This window comes from Nonomuraea sp. KM90 (assembly GCF_052246675.1).
In the GTDB taxonomy this organism is placed as follows: Bacteria; Actinomycetota; Actinomycetes; order Streptosporangiales; family Streptosporangiaceae; genus Nonomuraea.
In genome coordinates this window covers 13,608-38,134 of the sequence record NZ_JBQQCB010000106.1, presented here as the reverse complement: position 1 = coordinate 38,134, position 24,527 = coordinate 13,608, and the positions used below count along the sequence as shown (strand labels likewise).

The 24,527-nt window shown below is 71.5% G+C and carries 24 protein-coding genes and 1 pseudogene; 14 read left to right on the top strand and 11 right to left on the bottom strand.

Annotated features, from left to right (window positions below; translation table 11 throughout):
* On the top strand, positions 1-328 hold a 328-nt coding region (locus ACTWPW_RS49865; protein WP_443172977.1), incomplete at its 5' end, for an SbtR family transcriptional regulator.
* A gap of 23 nt (positions 329-351) precedes the next feature.
* Here ACTWPW_RS49865 and ACTWPW_RS49860 read toward each other — a convergent pair.
* The gene (locus ACTWPW_RS49860) at positions 352-1,113 is read right to left on the bottom strand and encodes a class I SAM-dependent methyltransferase (protein ID WP_443172976.1); all 762 of its coding nucleotides are present in this window, start codon (positions 1,111-1,113) and stop codon (positions 352-354) included.
* Positions 1,114-1,416: 303 nt separating this feature from the next.
* Between ACTWPW_RS49860 and ACTWPW_RS49855 the strand changes: the two genes are divergently transcribed.
* Together ACTWPW_RS49855 and ACTWPW_RS49850 are read left to right on the top strand one after the other, a co-directional pair.
* Positions 1,417-1,599 carry a hypothetical protein gene (locus tag ACTWPW_RS49855; protein ID WP_443172975.1) on the top strand — a complete coding sequence of 61 codons (183 nt, stop codon included), beginning with the start codon at positions 1,417-1,419 and terminating at the stop codon, positions 1,597-1,599.
* A 116-nt stretch (positions 1,600-1,715) separates the two neighbouring features.
* Positions 1,716-2,360, top strand: a complete 645-nt coding sequence (locus tag ACTWPW_RS49850) for a hypothetical protein (RefSeq protein ID WP_443172974.1) — start codon at positions 1,716-1,718, stop codon at positions 2,358-2,360.
* A gap of 20 nt (positions 2,361-2,380) precedes the next feature.
* On the opposite strand, the gene ACTWPW_RS49845 is transcribed toward ACTWPW_RS49850, so the two are convergent.
* Positions 2,381-3,778, bottom strand: coding sequence for a sensor histidine kinase (locus ACTWPW_RS49845; protein WP_443172973.1), 1,398 nt, complete (start codon positions 3,776-3,778; stop codon positions 2,381-2,383).
* Between the two features lie 385 nt (positions 3,779-4,163).
* Here ACTWPW_RS49845 and ACTWPW_RS49840 point away from each other — a divergent pair, with 385 nt between their 5' ends.
* Positions 4,164-5,393 carry an AI-2E family transporter gene (locus tag ACTWPW_RS49840; protein ID WP_375112599.1) on the top strand — a complete coding sequence of 410 codons (1,230 nt, stop codon included), beginning with the start codon at positions 4,164-4,166 and terminating at the stop codon, positions 5,391-5,393.
* A 152-nt stretch (positions 5,394-5,545) separates the two neighbouring features.
* On the opposite strand, the gene ACTWPW_RS49835 is transcribed toward ACTWPW_RS49840, so the two are convergent.
* Together ACTWPW_RS49835 and ACTWPW_RS49830 are read right to left on the bottom strand one after the other, a co-directional pair.
* Entirely contained in the window at positions 5,546-6,772 is a 1,227-nt protein-coding gene (locus tag ACTWPW_RS49835; RefSeq protein WP_443172972.1) for an MFS transporter, read from the bottom strand.
* Between the two features lie 209 nt (positions 6,773-6,981).
* Complete coding sequence (locus tag ACTWPW_RS49830) at positions 6,982-7,884, bottom strand: helix-turn-helix domain-containing protein (RefSeq protein ID WP_443172971.1); 903 nt, start codon at positions 7,882-7,884, stop codon at positions 6,982-6,984.
* Between the two features lie 75 nt (positions 7,885-7,959).
* Here ACTWPW_RS49830 and ACTWPW_RS49825 point away from each other — a divergent pair, with 75 nt between their 5' ends.
* Positions 7,960-8,817, top strand: coding sequence for an alpha/beta fold hydrolase (locus ACTWPW_RS49825; protein WP_443172970.1), 858 nt, complete (start codon positions 7,960-7,962; stop codon positions 8,815-8,817).
* A gap of 103 nt (positions 8,818-8,920) precedes the next feature.
* On the opposite strand, the gene ACTWPW_RS49820 is transcribed toward ACTWPW_RS49825, so the two are convergent.
* The 3 genes from ACTWPW_RS49820 to ACTWPW_RS49810 form a co-directional block, all read right to left on the bottom strand.
* Positions 8,921-9,076, bottom strand: coding sequence for a hypothetical protein (locus tag ACTWPW_RS49820; protein ID WP_443172969.1), 156 nt, complete (start codon positions 9,074-9,076; stop codon positions 8,921-8,923).
* 194 nt (positions 9,077-9,270) lie between these two features.
* A complete protein-coding gene (locus tag ACTWPW_RS49815) occupies positions 9,271-10,500 on the bottom strand; it encodes an SMI1/KNR4 family protein (protein ID WP_443172968.1) in 1,230 nt (409 codons plus the stop codon).
* A 58-nt stretch (positions 10,501-10,558) separates the two neighbouring features.
* A complete protein-coding gene (locus ACTWPW_RS49810) occupies positions 10,559-11,128 on the bottom strand; it encodes a TetR-like C-terminal domain-containing protein (RefSeq protein ID WP_375112593.1) in 570 nt (189 codons plus the stop codon).
* A gap of 98 nt (positions 11,129-11,226) precedes the next feature.
* Here ACTWPW_RS49810 and ACTWPW_RS49805 point away from each other — a divergent pair, with 98 nt between their 5' ends.
* The gene (locus tag ACTWPW_RS49805) at positions 11,227-12,480 is read left to right on the top strand and encodes an MFS transporter (RefSeq protein ID WP_443172967.1); all 1,254 of its coding nucleotides are present in this window, start codon (positions 11,227-11,229) and stop codon (positions 12,478-12,480) included.
* Between the two features lie 74 nt (positions 12,481-12,554).
* On the top strand, positions 12,555-13,355 hold the full coding sequence (locus tag ACTWPW_RS49800) for an alpha/beta fold hydrolase (RefSeq protein WP_443172966.1): 801 nt from the start codon (positions 12,555-12,557) through the stop codon (positions 13,353-13,355).
* A gap of 50 nt (positions 13,356-13,405) precedes the next feature.
* Here the strand turns inward: ACTWPW_RS49800 and ACTWPW_RS49795 are convergent, their stop codons facing one another.
* Positions 13,406-14,227 (bottom strand): oxidoreductase, encoded by an 822-nt coding sequence (locus tag ACTWPW_RS49795; protein WP_443172965.1) that lies wholly within the window; start codon positions 14,225-14,227, stop codon positions 13,406-13,408.
* A gap of 152 nt (positions 14,228-14,379) precedes the next feature.
* Between ACTWPW_RS49795 and ACTWPW_RS49790 the strand changes: the two are divergent.
* Both ACTWPW_RS49790 and ACTWPW_RS49785 read left to right on the top strand, forming a co-directional pair.
* A pseudogene (locus tag ACTWPW_RS49790) lies at positions 14,380-14,514 on the top strand (helix-turn-helix domain-containing protein); the annotation flags it as partial.
* 153 nt (positions 14,515-14,667) lie between these two features.
* The gene (locus ACTWPW_RS49785; RefSeq protein WP_443172978.1) at positions 14,668-15,102 is read left to right on the top strand and encodes a MarR family transcriptional regulator; all 435 of its coding nucleotides are present in this window, start codon (positions 14,668-14,670) and stop codon (positions 15,100-15,102) included.
* Positions 15,103-15,148: 46 nt separating this feature from the next.
* Here the strand turns inward: ACTWPW_RS49785 and ACTWPW_RS49780 are convergent, their stop codons facing one another.
* Entirely contained in the window at positions 15,149-16,345 is a 1,197-nt protein-coding gene (locus tag ACTWPW_RS49780; protein WP_443172964.1) for a HAMP domain-containing sensor histidine kinase, read from the bottom strand.
* Entirely contained in the window at positions 16,342-16,992 is a 651-nt protein-coding gene (locus ACTWPW_RS49775) for a response regulator transcription factor (RefSeq protein ID WP_375112588.1), read from the bottom strand. Before ACTWPW_RS49775 ends, ACTWPW_RS49780 begins: the two co-directional genes overlap by 4 nt.
* 125 nt (positions 16,993-17,117) lie before the next feature.
* On the opposite strand from ACTWPW_RS49775, the gene ACTWPW_RS49770 reads away from it, so the two are divergent.
* Genes ACTWPW_RS49770 through ACTWPW_RS49755 form a run of 4 tightly spaced genes read left to right on the top strand, consistent with a single transcriptional unit; the run spans position 17,118 to position 20,696 of the window.
* Entirely contained in the window at positions 17,118-17,657 is a 540-nt protein-coding gene (locus ACTWPW_RS49770; protein ID WP_443172963.1) for a hypothetical protein, read from the top strand.
* Positions 17,654-18,790, top strand: coding sequence for a peptidoglycan-binding protein (locus tag ACTWPW_RS49765; RefSeq protein WP_443172962.1), 1,137 nt, complete (start codon positions 17,654-17,656; stop codon positions 18,788-18,790). The genes ACTWPW_RS49770 and ACTWPW_RS49765 overlap by 4 nt, the downstream gene beginning before the upstream one ends.
* Positions 18,787-19,482: an ABC transporter ATP-binding protein gene (locus tag ACTWPW_RS49760; protein ID WP_443172961.1), complete on the top strand. Its 696-nt coding sequence runs from the start codon at positions 18,787-18,789 to the stop codon at positions 19,480-19,482. Before ACTWPW_RS49765 ends, ACTWPW_RS49760 begins: the two co-directional genes overlap by 4 nt.
* A complete protein-coding gene (locus ACTWPW_RS49755) occupies positions 19,476-20,696 on the top strand; it encodes an ABC transporter permease (protein ID WP_443172960.1) in 1,221 nt (406 codons plus the stop codon). Before ACTWPW_RS49760 ends, ACTWPW_RS49755 begins: the two co-directional genes overlap by 7 nt.
* A gap of 121 nt (positions 20,697-20,817) precedes the next feature.
* Here ACTWPW_RS49755 and ACTWPW_RS49750 read toward each other — a convergent pair whose 3' ends face one another.
* Complete coding sequence (locus ACTWPW_RS49750) at positions 20,818-21,303, bottom strand: GNAT family N-acetyltransferase (RefSeq protein ID WP_375112583.1); 486 nt, start codon at positions 21,301-21,303, stop codon at positions 20,818-20,820.
* Positions 21,304-21,478: 175 nt separating this feature from the next.
* Between ACTWPW_RS49750 and ACTWPW_RS49745 the strand changes: the two genes are divergently transcribed.
* Positions 21,479-24,247 carry a heparinase II/III family protein gene (locus ACTWPW_RS49745; RefSeq protein ID WP_443172959.1) on the top strand — a complete coding sequence of 923 codons (2,769 nt, stop codon included), beginning with the start codon at positions 21,479-21,481 and terminating at the stop codon, positions 24,245-24,247.
* Positions 24,248-24,527 lie beyond the last annotated feature (280 nt).

The window sequence follows — 24,527 nt, the reverse complement described above, 5'->3', positions numbered from 1 at the left end:
GTACGAACCCGTCGAGGCTCTCACCCGCTGGCTCAACCGCCTGACCCGGTTCATCGCCACCAAACGCGGCCTCAAAACCGCCCTGCACTCCGGCGACCCCGCCTATGAGAACCTGCCCGCCTACTTCATGCAGCGTTTCCTCCCGGCCATCGAGCGACTGCTGGACGCCGCCGCCGCGTCCGGGGACATCCGCCCCGCCATCACCCCGTACGACCTGCTGCGCACCATGGCCAACATCGTCGACCCCGACGACGACGCCTACACCCAGCGCATGATCACTCTGCTGGTCGACGGCCTGCGCTACCGGACCGGCGCGACGGGCCGGTGAGCGGGCCCTCGCGGGCGGGAGCCTCAGCGCAGCACCAGGAGGTCAAGCCAGTTGGTCCTGGTCCCCGGGCTGGATGCCTGCTCGGCCTCCCGCACGGCCCGGCGCAGCTGTTCCTTGCCCTGGAGGAACTCCTCCTCGGTGAGGCCGCGCATGATGGTGTCGGAGCGGCGGAAGACATCCACCCGGGCCAGGAAGTCGGCAAGAGTGGTCAGCGTCTCGGGGACCGGTTCGAGCGCGTCGCGGCGGAACCCCGCGGTGGCGAACGCCTCGCACGTCCGCTCGACCGTGGGGAAGGTGTCGGTGGTCCGGGTGGTCTGGGGAAAGAACCCCCAGGGAAAGGTGCTGGTCGTGTCGGCCCTGCCGGGAAACCCCTGCCGGATCAGAACGGGAGCGCCCGGGCGCAGAACGCGGCGGATCTCGCGCGAGGCGGCTTCCAGGTCGGGGATGTGATGGATCATGAGGGACAGCCAGGCGCCGTCCGCCGAGCCGTCCGGGAGCGGGAGGGCGCCGGCGTCGCCCGCCAGCACCTGGATGCCCGGGCGGCGCGGAATCTGGGCCCGCATCGCCGCCGACGGTTCGACGGCGACGACGCTCAGGTCGAACCAATCGGTGAGGGCGGCGGCGAACATCCCGGTCCCCGCACCGATGTCGGCCACCGTCATCCCGGGCGACGGGTCGAGGTGACGTCGTATCGCTTCACGCCATTCGCCGAGCCCGTCTCGGGGGATCTCACGAACCGCCTTGTACGCTGCCGCGGTCTGGTCGTCGTAGGTGATCCTGGCCATGTCGCGCCTCCTGATCGAGACTGCTTCGCGATCGCTGGGTCGTCGTTCGGTCCGCGTATCGGCCGCTCCCACCTCGGCACGACACTGCTGATCGCGGGCGGTGCTGAGATCATCGCTCCTCCTGTCGCGTATAGCAATTACTATCCGCGATAGTCCTCCGCTGCCCGCCGCGGCGAGTACTTACCTGGCCACCCTGTCCGGCACCCACTTCCCCCTCGCCGGGCTCAACGACGAGGAGAACGTCGAACGAGTGGCCGGGTTGCCGCGACCTTCAACCGGCACCCGGACGCGCTCCGCTCCGCGGTGACCTTCTGGATGGACCAGGGCTGGCTGACCGCCGATCCGACCGGCGGCCGTGCACCCGGCCGTACCCGCGCGCTGTCGGTCGCCGACATCGAGGCGTTGCTCGGCCTGGACATCGAGGACCTGGACCGGTGTTCCTCACCCCGCCGGCAAGCCCGCCGCGACCCCCAGCGCCGAGCCTGACCAGACCTGGCCCCGTTCCCGAGGCCCGCATCCGCCACGAAGTCGTCTTCGTACCCTTCGGTGATCCCGAGAAATTCGGGTGCGCCATGAGTGCGGCCGGGTGTTGCATGAACCAGATGATCGACGAACCGCTGGAACGACTCCGCGCCGCCGCCCGGCGCACCCGTGAACTGGCCCTGAACCGGGCGGGCACCGGCCTGGGCCACCAGGACGCCGACGACGACGTCGGCACGATCGGCACGGACGGTGCCCTCGGGTTCGACCCGTTCCCGCTGCTCGAATCCCTCCATCGCAACGGCGTCCGGGCCGTCGTGATCGGGCAGGTCGCCGGCATCATGCATGGATCCACCGAACTGACCGGCGATCTGGACCTGCTCTGGGACGGCGTCCCCGCTCACGCCCCCGCCCTGGCGGCCGCCTTCACCTCCGTCGACGCCCGGCTGTTCGACGAAGAGGGCAACCCCGTGGCGACGCACGCGGATTCCTTTCTCCGTCCCAAAGTGGAGTTCACCTCGCCCGGAGCCGCCGGCGACTGCTGCACCCCGGCGCTTCCCTGGGGCGACCTGCGGGTCCGGGAGTGCCTCGACCGCGCGATCACCGCAGCCGGCCCGGGCGGCCTGGAAGTTCACTACGTCTCCCGAGATGACCTCATCCGGATGCGCCGCGCCATCGGCCGCCCCAAGGACCTCCGGCGAGCGGACGAACTGGACTCGTCAGCCTCGGATCGCCGAGGACCACGACCCGCTTCCCACGCCCCATGAGCCAGATGCCCGGCCGGCGGTCAGTTCACCAAGGGCATGCGCAGGACCAGGCACGTTCCCTGGCCGGGGTCTTCGATGGTCAGGGTGCCTCGGTGGGCGTGGGCGATCTCGCGGCAGATGGCCAGGCCCAGGCCGGTGCCCTTCGGGTCGCGCTCGCGTGACTCCGGGAGCCGGGCGAAGCGTTCGAAGACGATCTCGCGGTGTTCGGGGGCGATGCCGGCGCCGTCGTCGAAGACCGCCATGACTCCGGTGCCGTCCTCGGCCCGGACGGCGACGGTGACGGCGGTGGCGGCGTGGCGCTGGGCGTTGTCCAGCAGGTTGGCCAGCAGCCTGGCGATCAGCAGCCGGTCGCAGCTGACGACCACGCCCGGCTGCAGGTCGGTGCGGATGGGGACCCGGCCGGGCAGCCGGCGGCGGAGCTCGGTGCGGGCGAGTTCGGCCAGGTCGGTGTGCTCGTGCTGGGCCGTCCGGTCGGCGTCCAGGCGGGCCAGGGTGAGGATGTCCTCGGCGATCGCCTGCTGGCGTTCCACGTCGCTGAGCAGGTCTTTGGCCATGCGCGGCCAGTCGGCCGCGTCCGGGTCCAACAGTGCCTCTTCCAGTCGCAGGATGGCGCCGGTGATCGGGGTGCGCAGGTCGTGGGAGGCTTCGGCGGTGAAGCGGCGCTCGCGCCGCAGCGCCGCCTCCAGCAGTTCCAGGGTGTCGTTGACGACGGTGGCCAGGTAGCGGATCTCGTCATGGTGGGCCGGGACGGGCACGCGGTGCCCGAGGTCGGTCGCGGTGATCTCGGCGAGCTCGGCGGTCATCGCCTCGACGGGCCGCAGGGTACGGCCGACGAGCTGGTACGTACCCACGGCCACGATGACCAGCAAGATCGCCATGGCCGCCAGGAGCTGCGCGAGCAGCGCTTCGCTCCCGTACCAGAGTGGGTCCGGCAGCGCGCTGTAGGCGACCAGGTCCCCGCCGAGGGCGGGCACCCACATCGCTGCGACGATCATGCACCGGCCGGGAAAGCCCGGCACGTCGCACAGCCGCCGATCGGTGGCCGAGGGCCGCCGCGACGGCACGAACGTGGCCATCCGCGGCTGTCCGATCACCCGAACGCTCGCCGACACCACCCGCCCGGCACGATCGACCAACTGCGTCGCGGCCACCGCCTCGACGTCGATGACCGGCGGCACCCGGCGGTGCGCGAACCGATGCACCATCTCCAGGTCCGCGCCGTAGACGTGCCTGATCCGATGGGTCGTCTCGTGCTGGTGGTGGTGATCCAGCACCAGCCATACCGCGAACACGGACAGCACCGCCGTCACCAGGGTGGCCAGCATCGTCATCCGCGCCCGGATCGACCACTCCACCCGCCTGAGACGCGCACCTGCCCGCGATCCGGCGTGCACGACCCGCCGGCGGAGGTCCTTCACGGCGTGCCGCTGCCCCGTCCATCGTCCATATCTCGCACAGCAGCCACCCCCCCGGTAAGCCGTGCCGTCCCCTTTTTCCGGGCACCTTCCCCTGACCAGCGAGAACAAGCCCGCAGGGGTCTCGGCCCGTAGCCAGGGTGGGGAGTTCAGGCGTGCCCGTCGTACGTCGCTGCTGCCGTGCGCGTGGCCGGCGGCGGTGCGCCACCACGGCGGGCGCGACGCCGCCAGGTTCGGTCCGGGCCGGTGGTGCCTTTCACGCCGTCGCGGGTGACAGCCGGCGCGCCTCGGGCACTCGTGCCGTTCGGTCCGGCTGCTGGGGCGGCGGCCGGGCGGCGTAGATTCGCTGGTGAGGCATATCATCGCGTGGTCCGGTCAGGAGAGTGCCATGACCAAGCCGATCGAGCCCCGGGAGTCCCGTCCCGAGGCTGCCCCTCCGGTTCAGGTGCTCCTGTCGGCCTCCAACGTGTGGCGGGTCGGGTTCGCCGTCGTCGCCGTCGTCGTGGTGGTGTACCTCCTTCGCTTCATCCTGGTGGACGCGGGTTCGCTGGTCGTCATCGTGGTGATGGCCTGGTTCCTGTCGCTGGCGATGGAGCCCGCGGTGGGCCGGCTGGCCCGGCACATGCGCCGCGGCGCCGCAGCCGTCCTCGTGATGATCGGGATCATCCTGCTCGCGGCGGTCTTCCTCTTCCTGTTCGGCAACCTGTTCGTCGAGCAGGCCGCGCTGCTCGTACGGGCGCTGCCCGAGGTGGTCACCGGCGCCATCGACTGGATCAACGCCAGGTTCGGCACCAGGTACGACATCTCCACCGTCCTCAGCTCCATCAACCTGACCCCGCAACAGGCCGCCACCTACGCCCAGGACCTGGTCGGTGGCGTGCTCGGCGTGCTCGGCACGATCACCGCGGCGGTGTTCAACGGCTTCGCCCTGCTGCTGCTGACCTTCTACTTCTCGGCCGACGGCCCCCGGCTGCGGCGCTGGCTCGCCCAGTTCCTGCCCGGCCGCATCCAGCAGGTCTTCCTCACCGTGTGGGACGTGTCGCTGGTCAAGACCGGCGGGTACGTCTCCGCCCGGCTCATCCTGGCCACGATCAACGGCACCACCTCGGCCATCGTGTTCCTGCTGATCGGCATGCCCTCGTGGCTGGCGCTGGGCGTGTGGACGGGCGTCGTGGCCCAGTTCGTGCCGACGATCGGCACGTACATCGCGATCGCGCTGCCCGCCGTCGTGGGCCTGGTCTCGCCCCGGCCCTGGATCGGGCTGGTGGCGCTGGCCTGGGCGGTCCTGTACCAGCAGGTGGAGAACCTGACGCTGGAGCCGCGCATCAGCGGGCGGTCGGTGAACATGCATCCGGGGGTCGCGTTCGCGGGCGTGATCATGGGAGCGCAGCTCTTCGGGGCGGTGGGCGCGCTGCTGGCGGTGCCGGTGCTGGCCATGCTGCTCTCGCTGCTCGACACGTTCGTGGCCCGCAAGGCGCTGGTGCCGACCCTGCCCCAGGTGCCGGAGGCGTACCTGGAGGACGAGGGGAACGGTCACGGCGGCAAGGGCCCGGCAGCGACCGAGCCCGAGGACAAGCCACCCGCCGGACGGACGCGGACAGTCCCCCGGGACGGCTGACCCGGCCTGAGGAGGACCAGCTCAGCCGGCGGCCACGACGACCCCCGCGTCGGTGGCGCAGGCCGGACTCGAGAGATGGCGGTCTCCTGGCACGGCTGCACGACCACGGCGGCGATCTCCGTCCGTGCCCTTCCGAGAGCACGGACAGAGGCTCAGTCGTCGTGGGCGATGAGCATGAGCTGCCGCCACAGCAGCACCAGGAACACCGCGGAACCGGCGAAGGCGAACCAGAAGGGCGCCGCGACACCGAAGCGGGTGGCCAGGACACCGCCGATCAACGAGCCGACCACCAGACCGGCGTACACGCAGATGGTGTTGACGCTGCCCACCCGGCCCTGGAGGTCGCGCGGCACCGCGCGCTGGCGGACGGTGACCGAGGTCGTGCCCCAGATGAACGCGTGCGCGCCGAAGGCCAGGAAGATACCTCCGGCGACCCACGGCGAATGGGTCAGGGCCAGGCCCAGGTGGGTGAACGTCTCGATGACGAGCCCGATCCGCATCAGGGCGCCGAGGCTCACCCTGCGGGTGATGGTCCCGTACAGGCCGGTGCCGATCAGGCCGCCGATCCCGCCGATGGTGGTCATCAGGCCGAAGCCCATGGCGCCGAGGCCGAGCTGCTCCTGGGTGTAGAGGACGAGGACCGACCAGGCCGCGCCGAACGTGAAGTTGAAGATCAGGATGGTGAGCGCCAGCGTGCGGACCGCCGCGTGCTGGATGGTCCACGCGAAGCCGGCGATGAGCTCCCGTACGGTGTCGGGCGCGGGATCGTCGGCCTGCCGGCCGTGCGGCGGCAACGTGATCCGGGAGACCAGGATCATCCCCGCCACCACCAGCAGCAGCTGGCCCGCGAACGGCCAGGTCAGGCCCAGCCCGAACAGCGCCGCGCCGATCGGCGGGCCGGCGAGCTGATTGAGCGTGATGAATCCCGTGCCCAGGCGGGCGTTGGCGACGACGAGATCGTCCTTGCCGACCATCATCGGCGTCAGCGTGGCCGTCGCGCTGTCGGCGAACACCTCGGCGACGGACCGGAGCGTGAGCGCCACCAGCGCCGCCGCCACGGTCACGGTGCCGGTCACCATGAGCGTGACCAGTGCCGCCAGCACCACGGCCCGCACGGCGTTGGCGACGAGCACGATCCTGCGCCGGTCGTACCGGTCCGACAGCACGCCCGCATACAGGCTGAACAGCAGCGGCGGCGCCCAGCCCACCAGGGCCGACAGCGAGATCATCAGCGGGTCGCGGGTCAACGTCGCGATCAGCAGCGGGCCCGCGGCGGCCGCGACCCCGTCACCGAGATTCGTCAGCCAGCTCGAGGCCAGCAGCCACCGGAATCCTGTTCCCAGCCGAGCAGGCAGGACTCGCTCCACCACTGTGATCACGAGCGCAAAACCATACGTACTGCGGGAATCCATGGCAACGCGTTTTTCGCGTCCGGGGGGCGGAGATCGGGTCAACGTCGGCAACCCGGGAGCACAGCGCCTCCGGCTCCGAGGCCGCCCGAGGGCGTCGTGCGGCTGCCCGGCCTGACCGGTACGGCCGGCGCCCCTGACCGCTGGGCGCCACCCAGCGCAGGTGACCGCGAAGCCGTTCAGAGCGGCGGCCGTCTCACCTCCGCTCGGCGACCGGGCCGGAGATCCCTGGAGACGTGCGGCCTGGCACGCGTGCCGTGGCCGGGCCAGGCGAGGGGGTCAACCGCCAGAAACGGCTCACCGGCCACGGTCGCGGGGGTCGCCCCGGTGAACGCCACGACGTCGCGGTGCAGGTGTGACTGGTCGGCGTAGCCGCCGTCGGCCGCGACCCGGGCCGCGGCCTCACCCGCGACCAGGCGGTGGGCGGCATGGTCGAAGCGGACCAGCTTCACGGCGCGCTTGGGCGGCAGGCCGAGCTGCGAGCGGAACCGCGACCACAGCCGCTTACGGCTCCATCCGACCTCGGCCGCCATTTCGTCGACCCGGACCAGGCCACGGCCGCTGACGATCCGGTCCCAGGCCCAGGCCACCTCCGGGTCCACCGGCGACCCCGCCGCATACCGGCGGGCGAGCAACGCGTCCGTCAGCGCGAAGCGGTCCTGCCAGGAGGAGAGCTCGCTCAGCCGCTCACGGATCCGTGACGCCTCCCGGCCCCACAGGTCGTCGAGGGCCACCACGGCGCCGTCGAGGTCGGCGGGGGAGGCGTCCAGGACCGCGCCCGCGATCACGGGGGACAGGCGCACCTGAACGCACTCGACGTTCTCGCCCCGCGCCCAGAGCGCGCCCCCGGACCCGACCCCGGGCCCGGCGACGACACTTCCCTGCTGCCGCCCGGCGGCATGGTGCAGGACCGGCGAACCGGCGCCGAAATCCAGAAGCAGCGTCACGGCCGGGTGCGGGACCATCCGGAGCGCGTCCAGGTCACGGACCCGGAACCCGGCCATGGTGACACCGGCCACCCGGCTGGGCCGCCGCGGGCACGCGACCTCCCACACAGCCGCACCATGTACGAACGTCCGCACCGTTCCATGCTACGAGCCGACCGAGGGGAACATTTGTCCAATCCACCGGTGCGTACCGGCGGCGACAGTGGCCTCATGACCCTTTCTGACGGCGCACCGTACGCGCGAAGCGACGCCGAGGCCACCGAGAGCTCGACCCTGTCCCTGGACGACGGCGCCATCCACGTGGACCAGGACGGCCCCCGCGACGCCCCCGCACTCCTGCTCATCCACGGGTCCGCCTCCTCGACCCGCTCGTGGGACCCGCTGGTGCCGATGCTGACCCGATCCCATCGCGTCATCCGGATCGACCTGCTCGGGCACGGCCGGTCGGCCAAACCGGCCGACCGTGGCTACGCGATCCCGGACCAGGCACGCCGCGCCGGCACGGTACTGGACCGGCTCGGCGTCACGCACGCCATGGTCGTCGGCCATTCCAGCGGCGGCGCCGTCGCCACCGCCCTCGCCGAAGAGCGGCCCGACCTGGTGACCGCGCTCGCGCTCATCAACACCGGCCCCAGCCTGGACGCCTTCATCGCACCGGAGTCCGCCGCGATCGACCCGTCGCAGTGGCCGCCGACCGACGAGCAGCTCCGCCAGTTCGCGAGCACCGGCTTCAGCCGCGCGGGCTACCAGGTCCCCCAAGAGCTCCTGGACGAGGTGCGCGCCATGACATTCCACACACTCACCTCGACGATGCAGGCCACCAGCGAGTATCTGATGCAGCGAGCGCTCCCGGACCGGCTGCGGGGCCTCGGCAAGCCGCTACTGGTGATCTTTGGCGAGGACGACCGCAGATGGCGATCCTCGTCCGCCGCCGACTACCGCACCGTCCCGGGCGCGGAAGTCGAGTTGCTGCCCGGTCTCGGACACTCACCCAACCTCGAGGATCCACCGCGTACCGCCGCCCGCCTGCTGGCCTTCACCGCGATGCACGCCGTACGGGCGGACTGAACGACAGGGAGAGGTGCCACGCGGCCACTCGTCCCTCGACGCCTGCCTGGACGCTGGAGAGGGATGCGGCCGCGTGCTCGCCGTGATGTTCCGCGCGGTCGCGCTAGTGCCGGCCGGGCCGATCGTCGGCTTCGCCGGCAGGGAGCAGCGCGCGCAGCCGTACCCGGGTGTCGGCCGGCGCGTCGAGCGCCTCGGGCGACCGCGTCCCCATGTCCTGGTAGAACTCCGCCGCGTACGCCTCCGACCGGTACGTGCTCACCCGTCCGTCCATACCGCTACCGAAACGACAACCGGCTCCTCCGTCAACCGCGCGCCTTCCCTGTGCGGCCGGCCACGGAATCGGGGGCGGCGCTGACTGTGTCCGCCGTCACATCGTCGCCGGGCGGAACATCCATGTGCTCGGGCCGCTCGCCGGCGGTGGCTCGTTCCTACGACTCCGGAAGGGCCGGCACCTCAGGGGCCGAGGTCGAGGACGTCCCACTCCACTTCGCCGGCGACCGCCGTGGGCTTCCAGTAGCCGATGGACGTGCCGTTCTCCATGGCGTCGGCGGTGGCCTTCAGCAGGGCGTGGAACGACCGGATCCGCACTCCGCCGGGCCGGAAGCTCATGCTGCCCTCGTGATCGGTCGTGCCGACGTCGCGCTGCACCGCATCGACCACGAGGTGGTTTCCCATGCCGTCGGCGCCGACGGGCAGCATGCGCCCGTCCCACCATTCCGTGCGCGCGTGCGCGTCGCCTCCGTCCCCCTCGTTCCCGCCGTCGATCTCACACAGGCCCCGCCAGCCGTCGAGGATCTGCGCGACGCCCGCGTTCGAGTTGCCCAGGAACCCGAAGGCCCAGATGTCGTCGAGGAAGAGGGAGCCGTCGTGCCGCAGCAGCGACGCGCGCAGGTCGTCGGGGAACCGCAGACCCGTCTCGGCCTCCGCCGCCACGATGTCCGCCGCCTTTCCCGGCTTGCCGAGCGTGCGGTGGCTCCGGGGGGCGTGCGTCTTCAGCCATGACTCGATGCGCCGCCATTGCCGGTTGACGGCCCGGGTCACCTTCGCGTCGATCTTGCGTACGCGCGGGGTGGCCTCCTTGGGCAGGCAGTCCTCGTCGACCGTTTCCGCGGGGGGCGGCGTGACCGGCTCCCGCCCGGGCGGGTCTTCGCCGGGGATGCGCAGCAGCAGGCAGGTGGCCCGGCTCTCGGAGAGCGAGGGGTCGCACACCTCGTCCGTGATCAGGCCCGGCTGGGTGACGCTCTCGCCGGCGTCCCGCGTCGCCGGGGCGTTGGAGAAGACCGCGGACTCGAGCATCTGGGTGCAGGAGGCCAGCAGGACGAGCGCGCACCCGGCCGCGCCCCAGCGGGTCAGGCGGCGGCGGGCCGCTTCGCTCAAGGGCTCCCGTGGCGCCCGGGGCCTGGCCGGGGGACGGTCCAGGATGGAGGGCTTGGTGACGAAGCGCTGCAGGTCGCTTGCCGTGGGAGTGCCGAGCAGCGGTACGGCGGCAGGCTGGTCGGGAACGGGAACGGGAACGGGAGCGGCTGCGGGGACGGCCGGCTCCGGCTCGTCCTGGTGCTGCGCCGGGAGCGGTCGCGTGGCGGCGAGACGCCGGGAACGCCTCATCGTCAGCACCGCCGCCACCGCCGCGAGGGCCGCCGCGAGCGCGAGCCACACCGTCCGGGGAGTCATTAATCGCCGCACGCCCGGCAGAGTATCCGGTATCGATCAACGATGAGATCCGGAGCAGGGGAGCGGTGGGTCAGTCCGGCAGCAGGTGTGACACGAGGGTGCGGGTCCATTCGGGGGTGAGGGCCAGGTCGGTGAAGACGGCCCGGTAGTAGAGGGGGGCGAGGACGGCGTCTGTGGCGCGTTCGATGGTCGGGGTCTGATCGCCCCGGGCCTGTTCCCGTTCGAGGATGGCTTCGAGCTGCTGCTGGCGTTCCCTGCGGCAAACGGCGGCGCCCTGCTCTCCGGCCGTGCCGATGGTGGCGCGTACCAGGGCGAGGGTGTCCGGGTCGCTGAGGTCCTTGGCGAGGTCGGCCGCATAGCGTTCCAGGTCCCCGCGGAGGCTTCCGGTGTCCGGCACCACGATGTCGCCGGAGAAGCGGCTGCTCGTGACGTCGGCGAGCAGTTCGCCGATGGAGCCCCAGCGCCGGTAGACCGTGGTGGCGTGCACGCCTGCGCGGGCGGCTACGACCGGGATCGTCAGCGGGTCGCCGGCCTCGTCGGTGAGCAGCTCCTTGACGGCCCGGTGGACGGCCGCGCGGATTCGGGCGGAGCGGCCGCCGGGCCGGCTCGCGGTGCGGGACGGGGAAGTCGTCGTGGACATGTGACCATTATTGCATTGATCACTGCTTTAAAATTGCAGTGATCAATGCGTTTGTGTTAGCTTCGAGCCACTAACGCAACGATCGCTGCGAGGTTCGCATGCCTGTTGATCCTTCTGATACCGCCTCACCGCCCGCCGGCGGTCCGCGCCGCGTGCCGTGGAAGGGCGCCTTCCCCGGCGTGGCCGCCGTCCTCGTCCTCTTCCTGGCCGCTTCCAGCGCGCCGTCCCCGCTCTACGTGATCTACCAGCAGCAGTGGCAGTTCACGGCGTGGGTGCTGACCGTCGTCTTCGCCCTTTACGTGTTCGGGCTGCTGGGCTCGTTGCTCGTCGTCGGAGCGCTGTCGGACCATCTCGGCCGCCGGCCGGTGCTCGCCGCGGCGATCGGGCTGGAGGTGGTCGCGCTCGTCCTGTTCCTGGTCGCCGGGGACGTGCTCGTCCTGTCCGCCGCCCGGGTGCTGCAGGGCATCGCGACCGGGGCGGCGGCGACCACCCTGAGCGCCACCCTGGTCGATCTCGAGCCGTCGCATGCCCGCGGGCGGGCAGGCGTCGTCACCTCGGTGGCTCCCCTGACCGGGCTCGCTCTGGGTGCTCTCGGCAGTGGTGTGCTGGTGGAGTTCGGTCCCGCCCAAACCCGGCTGGTCTACGCACTGCTGCTCGGTGGCATGGTGCTGGCGGCGGTGGTCGTCGCCCTCATCCCGGAGACGTCGCTCCGCCGGCCGGGAGCCGTCGCCTCCCTGCGCCCGCGGGTCGCGATGCCCGCGTACCTGCGCGCGGACATCGTCCCGGTGGTGCCGGCGATGGTGGCCGGCTGGGCCCTGGCCGGGATGTACCTCTCGCTCGGCCCGTCCGTCGCGGCCGAGTTGCTGGGGCTGCACAACCATCTGGTCGGCGGTGTCGTCGTGACGCTTCTGACGGGCGCCGGAGCGCTCGCGGTCTCCCTGCTCCGCTCCCGTCCCGCGTCCTCGCTGCTGGCCCCCTCGTCCGCGACGCTCGGGCTCGGCACCCTGATCTCACTCGCCGGGTTGGCGGAGGACCTCCTCTGGCTGGCCGCTGCCGGCACCCTCGTCGCGGGTCTCGGCTTCGGCGCGTCGGTGCTGGCCACGTTCGGCACCTTCGCGCGGGTCGCCAAGCCGCACGAGCGCAGCGCGGTCTTCGCCCTGGCGAACATCATCGGCTATCTGGGGAACAGCGTGCCCGCCATGCTCGGCGGAATCGCCGTCACCGCCCTGGGGCTGAGGACCGCCACCGTGATATACGCGCTGGCGATCGTGGCGATCACCTTCTCCGCCCTCGTCCTGCGCCTGAACCAGGTACGGGTCAAGCGCCGCACCGCCATGGTCCCGTGCGGTTGAGGCACCGCGGCGGGCAGAGGATCCGTCAGCACATCACCCATAGAGATTTCCACAATGCGGAACAAGGAGACATCGTGACCACTCCAAGCAGGGCCAGGAAGAACCGTGAGGTTCGGCGATCGGACCACACGACGATCCGGTACACGGCCAGCGGTCCGGCCGGAGGGCCGACTTTGGCTCTCATCCACGGCTGGGCGTGCGACCGCGGCGACTTCGACGCGGTGACCGACCACCTGCCCGAGCACTACCGCGTCCTCGCGATCGACCTTGCCGAGCACGGCGAGTCGCGGTCGACGCGGGACGTCTGGACCATGGAAGAGTTCGCTCGCGACGTGGCGGCGGTGCTGGAGGCCGAGGCGGTGGACTCGGTGGTCGTGGCCGGCCATTCCCTCGGCGGGGCGGTCGCCGTCGAAGTCGGCCGGCTGCTGCCTGACACGGTCTCGCATGTGGTCGCACTGGACGCGCTGCACTATCTGTCGTTGTTCCCGGCGACAAGTGAAGACCAGGCCGAGGCGGTGGTGCACCTGTTCCGTGAAGACTTCGCCGGAGGGGTGCGGGGGCTCGTCGAGGGCGGCTCCCCGGCCGGGACCGACCCCGCGCTCAAGGACGCGTACTTCGAGAAGATGGTCGCCGTACGGCAGCCCGCGGGCCTGCGTTCCATCGAGGCCCTGGTGCGCTGGGACATGGACGCGGCGCTGCGCGAGACGAAGCAGCCGATCACCGTGTTCGCGATACGTGACCTGGTGACGCGGGAGGCGATCGACCGCTACGGGGACCGCCTCGACATCGTGCTCGTCGACCTGGGCAGCCACCACTTCCCGGTGGAGGCGCCCGAAGGCACGGCGAAGCTCCTGGCCGGCGTCGCCACCGGGTAGGGACGACGGGGTCGTCCGGCTCGTCGCGGAAGAGAACGCGAAGCCGGGGGCTACCTGGTGGCGTTCATGACGAGCTTGTCGAATTCGCGGTCGGGCAGCGTCCTGTTGAGCTCCAGGAGCCTGTCGGCCAGCCAGCCGACCGCGTACCGCGTCTCGGGCTTGCCGGCTTCGATGGCCTGCCGGATGGTGGTGGCGACGACGCCGGGGTCGGTTCCCTGGGAGTTGTCGCCGAGCTGCGTCTCCGCGCGCCTGGCCATGGCCTCGGCCATCGTGGCGTACGCGGTCCCGCCGGAGATCTCGCGGAGGTGTTGTGCCGTGTGGTCCTCGAACTCGGTCTTGATGATGCCGGGCTGGATGATCACGACGTCGATGCCGAACGGCTCGACCTCCATGCGCAGCGTGTCGGAGTACGCCTCCAACGCGTGCTTGCCGGCGTAGTACCAGCAACCGAGGGGGAGCGCGATCTCGCCGCCGATGGAGGAGACGTTGACGATCGTGCCGGACCCCTGCTCGCGCATGTGCGGCAGGGCGAGCTGAGCCAGCCGGGCCGGTGCGAAGAGGTTGACCTCGAACAGGTCGCGCGCCAGGTCGAGGGCGGTGTCCTCGGCCGCGCCGTGCAGGACTGTGCCGGCGTTGTTGATCAGAACGTCGATGCGGCCCTGCTCCTCGACCACGGCGGCGACGACCCGTTCCAGGTCTTCCGGCCGGCGTGCGTCCAGCTCCAGGGCGTGTCCGCCGGCGTCGCGGATGTCGTCCATGTTGGGTACGCGCCGCGCGGCGCCGTAGACGATATGGCCGGCGCGGACGAGTTCGAGTGCGGTGGCCTTGCCGATTCCGGCGGAGGCGCCCGTGACGAGAACGACCTTTTCCATGATGAACCTCCTCTTCGGTCTGAGGGAACGGTAAGGTCCTGTTCCGATCCGAGACAATTCGTGAAACTCATCTGCGCAGGTGGGAGCCGATATATTGGTGCAACGAGTTTGTAGCTGAGTGCAACAACGCTCGATCTGGGGGAGAGGATCGCATGCCAGGAGGCCGGTTGACCGCCGAGGACCGTCGCCGGATCGCCGAAGGGCTGGCGGCCGGCCTGACCTACGCGGAGATCGCCCGCCGGCTGGGACGCTCCAGGTCCACCGTCACCCGCGAGATCGCCAGGAACGGCGGCCCGCACGGCTACCGGGCGGCCCGCGCCCAGCATGCGACGAGCTGGCGCGCCCGCCGCCGCAAGCACGCTCCCCACGCCGGCGTTCCGCGCGGCACCGACGACCGTGAGGTCCGCACGGCCCAGGAGTTCGAGGAGCAGTTCGTCGCCATGATGATCGAGACCGGGATGGCGCCCATGACGGCCCGGGTGTTCGCCGCACTGTTCGTCAGCGAGAGCGGCAGCCTGACCGCCGCGGAGCTCGTCCGGCATCTCCGTGTCAGTCCGGCGACGATCTCCAATGCCACCAGGTGGCTCGAGCAGAGAGAGCTCGTCGCCCGGGAGCGCGAGGCGCGCCGGGTGCGATACTTCGTCGACGCCGACGTGTGGTACCGCACCTGGGCGGCCAGCGCCAGGTCGATGGCCCTGTGGGCCGCCACCACCCGGCACGGCGCCGGCATCTTCGGCACCGACACGCCCACCGGCGACCGGCTCCACACCACCAGCCAGTTCTTCGAGCTCCTCGGCCACGACATGAGCCAGGCGGCCGAGCATTGGCGGCAGGCGCTCTCCACGCAACGCCGGCGACCAGGTCCAGCCGGCTGATCCGGTTGCCCCGCCCTGGCCGGCGGCGTGAGGTGCGGGTGCGGGGCTACGACGCCTCCCGAGCCGGCTCCGGCTGCCCGGCCACGGCCAGGGCATCGGCCGGCAGCGTGACGGTGACGGTCAGGCCGCCGCCGGCGTTCGGCGCCGCCGTGACCGTGCCGTGGTGCGCGTGCACGATGGACCTGACGATGGCCAGGCCCAGACCGGTCGATCGGGAGCCGGCGGTGCGGTGGGACGTCAGCCGCTGGAACGGCTCGAACAGCCGGTCGACCTCCTCCGGGGGGATGGCGTCGCCGCTGTTGCGTACCGTGACGAGCGCTTCGCCGTCGCGGTGACCGGTGGCGACCTCGATCCGACCGCCTGGATGGTTGTGCCGGATCGCGTTGTCCACGAGGTTGCGTACCAGGCGATCGAGCAGGACGGGGTCGCCGACGACAGGGGCGGGGCGCAGGTCGGTGGTCATCGACAGGCCGGAGGTCTCGGCTTCCTCGTCCGCCTCGCCCAGCGCGCGGGCCGCGGCGAAGGCCAGATCGTGCGCCTCGTGGGCGATGGCCCCGCTTTCGCTGCGGGCCAGCGACAGCAGGCCGTCCAGCAGGCGTTCGGCCTGGCCGGTCGCGGTCAGCACGCGCCGCCCCATCGCCTCCCACTGGGCGACCGTGCTCTCCCGCTTGGCCAGCAGCACCTCGGCGCCGGTACGGACGATCGCGAGCGGGGTGCGCAGCTCGTGCGAGGCGTCGGCGACGAACCTCCGCTGGCTGTTGAAGGAGGCCTCCAGCCTGGCCACCATCTCGTCGAAGGTGTCGGCCAGCTCCTTGAGCTCGTCGGGTGGGCCGGTGAGCGCGACGCGCTCGTGCAGGTGGTGCTGGGAGATCCGGCGGGTGGCGGTGGTGAGTGTCCGCAGCGGCCGGAGCATGCGGCCGGCGATGACCCAGCAGACGCCGAGCCCCAGCACGGCCGTGGCGAACAACGCGATCGCCGACGTTCTGGCGGTGTTCATCAGCGTGGCGTTGCGGTACCAGACGATCTCCCCCATATGACGCTCCAAGGCCGCGCACTTGTCGGCCCGCAAGGGGTCCGCCGCGCCCATCTCGTCGCACATCGCGGCCATCTCGGTCGCGGACGGGGCACCGGCGTGCAGCGCGTAGTTCAACGCCAGGAGCGCCGCGCACGTGCTCACGAGCACGACCGCGTAGGTGAGCGTCAGCCGCAGCCGGATGGACGGGCGCGTACGGCGCGGCCTCACAGCCGGTATCCCGCGCCGACGACGGTCTCGATGAGCGGCGGGTCGCCGAGTTTGCGGCGCAACCGGGCGATGGTGACCCGCACGGTGGCGGTGAACGGGTCCGCGTGCTCGTCCCACGCCCGCTCCAGCAGGTCCTCGGCGCTGACCACGGCGCCGTCGGCGCCCATCAGGATCTCCAGCACGGCCAGCTCCTTGGTGGTCAGCGGGATGATGCGGCCGGCGCGGGTGACGACGCGCCGAGCGGTGTCGAAGGCCAGGCCGGCGCGCCGCAGGACCCGAGGGGCGTTGTTCGCCCGGCGGGCCAGCGCGCGGATCCGCAGCACGAGTTCGTCGAAGACGAACGGCTTGGGCAGGTAGTCGTCGGCACCGAGGATCAGGCCGGCGACCCGGTCGGCGGATTCTCCGGCCGCGGTGAGCATGAGGATCCGGGCATCGGTGCCACGCGCGGTCAGTGCGGTGCAGACCTGGTCGCCGTGCAGGATCGGCAGGTCGCGGTCGAGCACGACCACGTCGTACCGGTTCGCGCCGGCCTTGTGCAGGCCGTCGAGCCCGTCGGACGCGAGGTCGACCGCGATGCCCTGGTCGCGCAGCCCGTCGGCGACCTGTTCGGCCAGCAGCAACTCGTCCTCGATCAGCAGTACGCGCACCCGCACATCCTCCTCTCCATCAGCAGTTTCGGCGGCAGGGCGTAACACCGGCGTTACAGGCGCTGTAACGGTGCCGTTGCCGGCCCGCTGCTCCACTGGATCCCGGACCAGAGGAGGGATCGCTGATGAGAAAGAGATTCGTGGTCGTCGTCTGCCTGCTACCACTTTTGCTGGTCACGGCGGCCGCCTCCGCGGAATCGACCGACGGCGAGGGCGTGGCCTCGGCGGGCGGCACCGCCGCCCCGAACGCGACGCGGAGCCTCAGCCGGCTCGACCTGCTGACCAGGTTCGCGCAGTGCATGCGGGAGCACGGCGTGCCGATGACGCACCCGGAGGTCGACGGCGACATCGTCCGGCAGGGCAGGTACGACAAGAACGCGGTGAGCGCGGACACGGAGGTCGAGGCCGAAGAGGCGTGCAAGCGGCTCCGCCCTCCCCAGGAGACCGGCCTTGAGGCCGACCTCAAGAACGAGCTGTCGCGCCAGTTCGCGCGGTGCATGCGGGAGCACGGCGTGGAGAACTACCCCGACCCGAACCCGGGTGGCACCAGGATCGGCGAAGACATCGGGAAGGACCCGCAGTTCGACGACGCGAAGGCGCTCTGCACCGCGCAGAGGGACGCGGCGCAGGCGTCGATGCGACCGAGCGCGGGAGCGACGCGGTGACGACCGGCCGCCCCGCCGCCCGCCGCCGGCGCGGCCGGCCCGCCGTGGTGGCCGGTGCGGTCCTGCTCGCGGTCGGAGCCGCGGCCGCGGTCGGGGCCTCCGTCGGGTTCGGCGGGGTCGGGTTCGGTGGGGGTGGGTTCGGCGGGGGCGGGTTCGGCGGGGGCGGCACGGGCACGCCGACCGCGGCGAACCTGCCCCCGGACACCGCGCGGGTGACCCGGCAGACGATGCTGGACACCGACGAGGTGGCCGGCGACCTGGGGTACGGCGCCAGGACCGTGCTGGCCGGGCGCATCGCGGGCGTCGTCACCAAGGTGCCGCGGGCCGGCCAGGTCATCCGCCGGGGCCGGCCGATCTACCGGGTGGACAACACGCCGGTCGTGCTGATGTACGGCGACGTCGCCGCGTACCGGACGCTCGGCCTGTGGGTCACGGGGGCGGACGTACGGCAGCTCGAAACCAACCTGAAGGCCCTCGGCTACGGCGGATTCACGGTGGACGGCACGTACACGGAGGCCACCGCGACTGCCGTGCAGCGATGGCAGCAGGATCTGGGCCTGTCGCAGACCGGCCAGGTCGAGCAGGGCCGGGTGCTCTTCGCCCCGGGCGCCATCCGGGTCGACACCGTGACGGCCGGGGTGAACCAGTCCACCGGCAACGGACGGGAGGTGCTGCGGTACACCGGCACCGGCCGCGAGGTGACGGTCAGGCTCGAGGTGTCCGACCAACGGCTGGCCCGCAGGGGCGTCAGGGTGCAGGTCCGGCTGCCCGAGGGCAGGAAGGTGGCCGGCCGGGTGAACCGGGTCCACACGGTGATCGAGCAGCCGGCCGATCCGAGCGGCCAGGCCGAGACCCTGATCGAGGCCGTCGTCTCGCTGCGCGACCCCAAGGCGGCCGCGGGAATCGAGGCGGCCGTGGTCAACGTGGTCTTCACCGCCGCAGAGCGCAAGGAGGTGCTGACCGTGCCCGTCGCGGCGCTGGTGGCGCTGGCCGAGGGCGGCCACGGCGTCGAGGTCGTCGAGGGATCCGCCACGCGCTACATCAAGGTGGAAACCGGCCTGTTCGCGAACGGCCTGGTCGAGGTCACGGGTGACGGGTTGGCGGAGGGCATGACCGTGGGGATGCCGGGATGATCGAGCTGACCGACGTGACGAAGGCATACCCCGGTGGCGTCCACGCGCTCGCCGGGGTCACCCTGACCATCGACGCCGGCGAGCTGGTCGCGGTGGCCGGCCCGTCCGGCTCCGGCAAGTCGACCATGCTGCACATACTGGGCACGCTCGACCGGCCCACCTCGGGCCGGGTGGTGGTCGACGGCCACGACGTGGCGCGGCTGTCCGACCGGCAACTGTCGGCGCTGCGCGCGAGCCGGATCGGCTTCGTGTTCCAGCAGTTCCACCTGGCCACCGGCCTGCCGGCGCTGGACAACGTGGCCAACGGCCTGCTCTACGCGGGCGTGCCGATGGGAGAGCGCCGGCGGCGCGCTGCGGCGGCGTTGGAGCGGGTCGGGCTCGGACACAGGCTCGACCACGAGCCGCACGAGTTGGCCGGCGGCGAGAAGCAGCGGGTCGCGATCGCCCGGGCGGTGGTCGGCAACCCCGCCCTGCTGCTCGCCGACGAGCCGACCGGCAATCTGGACACCGCCTCCGGACAGAGCGTCATGGCGGTACTGCGGGACCTGCACGCCGCCGGTACCACGGTCGTGGTGATCACCCACGACCGGGAGCTCGCCGCCGGCCTGGACCGGCAGGTGCTCATGCGCGACGGCCACGTGGTCGGCGACGACATGACCGCGCCACACCAGGAGGGGGAGACGGCATGGTGACCGCGCGGCAGGCCCGCCCCCGGGCCACGCCCGCCCGGATGTCTCCGTCCGACGTGGCCCGGGTCGGCGCGGCCGGGCTGCGCACCCGGCCGACCCGGGCGCTGATGTCCGCGCTCGGCATCGCGATCGGCATCGCCGCGATGGTCGCCGTGGTGGGCATCTCGTCCTCCTCCCGCGAACAGCTTGACCGTCAGCTCGCCGCGCTGGGCACGAACCTGCTCACCGTCTCCCCTGGACAGACGCTCGGGGGCCAGACCGCGAAGCTGCCCGCCGAGGCCGAGGCGATGATCGCGCGGATCGGCCCGGTCACCGCCGTCTCGGCGACCGGGGCGATCCGCAACGCCACCGTGTACCGCTCGGACAAGATCCCCGCAGTGGAGACCAACGGGCTGACCCTGTCGGCCGCCCGGCTGGGCCTGCCACAGACCGTCGGCGCGGTCCTGCGCAACGGCACCTGGCTCAACGGCGCAACCAGCCGGTATCCGGCGGCGGTCCTCGGCGCCGACGCGGCCGAGCGGCTCGGCGTCGGTCGGGCCGGCCCGGAGGCGGTGATCTTCGTCGGCGGCGAACGGTTCACCGTGATCGGCGTGCTCGACCCGGTCACGCTCGCCCGCGAACTGGACACGGCAGTCCTGATCGGCTGGGAAGTCGCCGCCGACCTCTTCCGCTTCGACGGGCGGGCGACCACCGTCTACACCAGGTCGCGCGACAGCCAGGTAGAGGCCGTACACAGCGTGCTGGCCGCCACGGCCAACCCGCAGACGCCCGGCGACGTGAGCGTGTCCCGGCCCTCGGACGCCCTGTCCGCGAAGCAGGCCGCCGACGCCGCCCTCAACGGGCTGCTGCTCGGCCTGGGCGCGGTGGCCCTGCTCGTCGGCGGCGTCGGGGTGGCCAACACCATGGTCATCTCGGTGCTGGAACGCCGAGCCGAGATCGGGCTGCGCCGCTCACTCGGCGCCACCCGGGGACAGATCCGGCTGCAGTTCCTCACCGAATCGCTCCTGCTGTCCGCGCTCGGCGGCGTCGGCGGGGTTCTGCTCGGTATCGCCGTCACCACCGGATACGCCACCTACCAGACCTGGCCGGCCGTCGTACCGGCCTGGGCGACGGCGGGCGGACTCGCCGCCACCATGCTCGTCGGCGGCCTCGCCGGGCTCTACCCGGCCATCCGCGCTGCCCGGCTGTCCCCGACCGAAGCGCTGTCCACACCCTGACCGGGCGCCGTCCGGCAGTTTTGGGCTTCCTCACCGAGCCTGGGTCAGCGGCGGCACGTCCTGCTCGCCACCCGCCCGCGATCTGGCAGGCGAGGTTGGATGGAGGAGCTGGTCCACCGGGTCAAAGGAGTGCCGCGATCTCCGGCCAGGAGTAGAAGACCTCGTCGGGTGGCACCTCGCCGGTGAGGACTCCGCCGAGGGAGGCGTAGAAGCGGCGGGCGCGTTCGTTGGCGGCCCGTACCCGGATCGCCAGCGAGCCGAACCCGTCGGCGGCCAGATCGGCCGCCGACGCTCTGAGCAGGGCGCGGCCATGGCCGCGGCCCTGATGGCCGGGACGGACCGCGAGGGCGTAGATCTCGGCGTCGAGGCCGAGCTCCGGTCGCGCCGGCCCGCCCATGATCAGACCGACGACCGTCCCGTCCGGCAGCTCGGCGAGCCTGGTGTGGTGCGGGCGAGGCCGTTCGGCCGCCTCCCTGAGGAGATTCCGGCGCCAGTTGGCGGCGGATCGGTCGCGGGTGACGTCGAAGTCCGCGAACTCGGCGAACGCGGCACAGGTGACGTCGGCCATGACGTCCGCGTCGGGCGGGAGGGCGTACCGGATCGGCATGCGTGGAGACTACGGCGCGACAACGTGTCCGTCACCGGCCGCAACGAAACCCGAACTCAACGCCTTCCTGGGCGGCGCCGGCTACCCCATCCGCCGTGACCCGCACCGGGGCGGTCAGTTCGATGGCCGCGCCCGACATACCGCGGACATACCGCGCACCCCTACCTTGGCGTGCATGTCTCCCTCGTGGCGGCGGCTCGCCGTCCTGATTCTGGTCGCCGCGTTCCTGGTGCCGGCCCCTCCGGCCGCCGCGGCCGCATTGTCCGACGCCGGCTTCTTCGGCAGGTGGAGCGCCGGCGCCTGGGCGGTGGGGCCGCGGCTGAACTACGCGCACGCCGGCCTGAAGCCCGTGGAGAGCGCGGTGAAGGCGGGGGACTACGCGCTGGCCAAGCAGCGGCTGCTGGATTACTACCGCGCGCGCCCGGCCATCGAGGCGGGCGGCTTCTCGCACACGACCTGGCCGGGCGCACTCGAGCTGACCCCCAGCCACATCTGGACGCTCGGATCGGGCGAGGTCTACATCAAGACGCTCACCTTCGGCCCGGGGGAGAAGACGGTCACGGCAGACGTCACGAGCAGCATCACCAGCGGCAAGCCCGGATTCTTCCTGATGAGCCGCTACAAGGACGCGGTCATCGCCCTCGTCAACAGCAGGAGCAAGGGGTCGGGCAAGCCCACCCTCCGCCTGACCCTGGCCGACGGCTCGGTGAGGACCCTGCACCCCACGCACGACACCTACATCTGGGCGGCCCACCCCGGCAGCGTGTACGGCGCCAAGTACTACATGCAGGTCAGCGACCAGGGCACGGGGGCGTTCACCGGGGAGACGCGCAAGGCGTACCTGCGGTTCGACCTCGGCGGCGTCACCGGCGTGAAGAGAGCGGAGCTGACGCTGACCGGCACGGCCGACACCGCGAAGGACATCATGCTGTACGGCAACGCCGAGACCTTCGACGAGGCCACCCGCACCTGGTCCAACACCGTGCAGAACACGTTCTCCTGGGAGGGCGACCCCGGCGGGTTCGACTGGAAGCTCCCCGGCGGTGCCGACAAGGACAATCTCATCGCCGACATGGAGTATCTCTACCAGCTTCCCCGCTTCTACTTCGCCGGCCCGCTGGCCCTGGAGTACCGGAAGACGGGCAACGAGCAGTACGCCCGCACGCTCATCGGCCTGATGACCGACTTCATCAAGGACGCCGACGCCTACGACGCCGACCAGGGCGCCGGTTCCTACCCGGGCAACCTGCACGCCGCGCGTCGCCTGCACAACTGGATCGCGGCCTACGAGATCCTGCGCAAGAGCCCGTCGCTGACCGCTGAAGCCAACACCGCGATCCTCAAGACGATGAACCGGGCGGGCCTGTTCCTGCAGGTGAACGTCAACGGCACGCCGAACAAGATGCAGTCGCAGAAGATCACGCTGCTGCACGCGTCCGTCTACTTCCCGGAGTTCCGCGTGGCGCCGGCGTGGCGGACGAACGCCGCCGACTTCCTCTCGGCCCAGCTCAACGACTCGACCTACGCCGACGGCGGCTACAAGGAGTCCACGGACGCCTACCTGCGGGGCTACCTCAGACAGTACGTGGACGTCGTCGCCTACATGCGGCGCAACGGCATCGCGTTCACCGCCACCACCAAGCTGCGGCAGTTGGCCCGCTTCCTCATGGACCAGAGCTACCCCAGCGGGTACGGCCCCGCCTACGGCGACAGCGACTCCCTCGACCTGCGGAGCACCCTCGCGGAGCTGGGCGAGCTCCTCAATGACCCCGAACTCCGCTACGTCGGCACCTCCGGCACGTCGGGCGCGAAGCCGGCGCACACCTCCGCCCTCTACCCGGACACCCGGGTCGCGGTCTCCCGCTCCGGCTGGACCGCCGGCGACTCCCACCTCCGGATCAACGCCGACCGCGGCAACCACAGCCACCCGGACGAGCTGGCGATCACCGCTTATGCGTACGGCCGGCCGCTCCTGCCCGACATGGGCACCTTCACCTACAGCACGGACACCCGCGCGCAGTGGCTGCGGCGCACCACGGAGGCGCACAACACGATCGAGATCGACGACAAGCCGCAGACCTCGACGGCGGAGGGCGGAATCTCGCATCTGATCACCAACCCCGCCTTCGACCTGATCGGCGCGAACACCGAGAGCTCCGCCGGTGCTCGCCACGAGCGCTCCGTCCTGTCGCTGCACTCGGGCCTGTGGGTGGTCTCCGACCGGCTCAAGCCGGTGGACACCGCCACGCACCGCTACGAGCAGAACTGGCACTTCGCCTCGGACGCCAAGCCCGTGATCCGCTCCGGGACCGAGGCCACCACCACCGCCTTCCCGACAGGGGCGAACCTCGCGATCGTCCCCGCCGACCCGGCCGAGGTCGGCTCCGGCCTGCGCGACGGCTACTACGCGCCGCGCTTCTACTCGGTGGAGAACGCGAAGTACGCCTCCTACGTCAAGACGACCACCGGCCAGACGACCTTCGACACCCTCCTGCTGCCGTCCAAGGGCGCGGCCGACACGTCCGTGACGGTGGAACGGCTCCCCGTGGGCAGCATCCCGTCGTACCAGGCGACAGCTCTCAGCCTGAACGGCGGCGCCGGGGTCTACTACAAGTCCTGGACCGCGAAGACGCCGCGCGCGTTCGGGTCCTACACCTTCGACGGCAAGCTGCTCTACGCCGACGCCGGGTCGATCGTGATGGTGGACGGCTCGTCGGTCGAACGTGCGGGCGCGACCCTGGTCAAGGCGCCGGCCGCGGTCAAGGACCTGTCCGTGACCTTCGGCGGGGACGGCACCGTACGCATCGACGGCAGCGAGCTGACCGCGAGCACCGACGCCGCCAAGGCCATCGCGATCGCCGCGCCGAATGCCGCGAAGGTGATCCTCAACGGCAACGTCGTTCCCTTCGTACGCGCGGGCACGCTCATCTACGCGGCCGCCTGAAGGACCCGGATCATGGAGCTGCCCGACCCGCGGTAGGCAGGCGGGGTGCCGACCCGACACGGCACCCCGGCCACCGCACGTGACCGGCACCGTGCTCATCGCCGCGCCGGGTCCGGCGTGCCGCCCCCGATCGGGCGCTCTCTGCCGCCGACGCCCTGACCCGGGTCCGGGTCCCCCACCGGGACCCGGGGGACGTGACGCCCCGTGGATGCCTGGCGGTCCGAGCTGCGGCTTTCGTGCATGGTTGGCGGGGGTTGGGTGCGGAATTGTCGGTGGCGTA